This is a genomic window from Idiomarina sp. UBA4206 (assembly GCF_002383015.1).
GTDB classification, from domain to species: domain Bacteria; phylum Pseudomonadota; class Gammaproteobacteria; order Enterobacterales; family Alteromonadaceae; genus Idiomarina; species Idiomarina abyssalis.
In genome coordinates, this window is the sequence record NZ_DFTS01000032.1 from 1 (window position 1) to 299 (window position 299).

At 50.5% G+C, this 299-nt stretch carries 1 pseudogene; it reads left to right on the forward strand.

Features of this window, described 5'->3' with window-relative positions:
* Positions 1-299, forward strand: a pseudogene (locus B3180_RS06855) (acetolactate synthase large subunit); the annotation flags it as partial.

The window sequence follows — 299 nt, forward strand, 5'->3', positions numbered from 1 at the left end:
CCACCCAAATGGGTAAAGGCGTTATCAATGAGGATCATCCTCGCTGGCTGGGTAACGCGGCCGTTTCCGATGGCGACTACCCGCACCGGGCGATAGAGAAAGCGGATTTAATCCTTAATGTGGGCCACGACGTGGTAGAGAAGCCCCCATTTATGATGAAAACCGGCGATAATGACAAACGTAAAGTGGTACACATTAACTTTCAGGGCGCAGAAGTCGACTCAGTTTACTTCCCGCACGCCAGCATGATTGGTGATATTGGCAACAGCATCTGGCAATTAAAAGAGGGAACTGAGCCA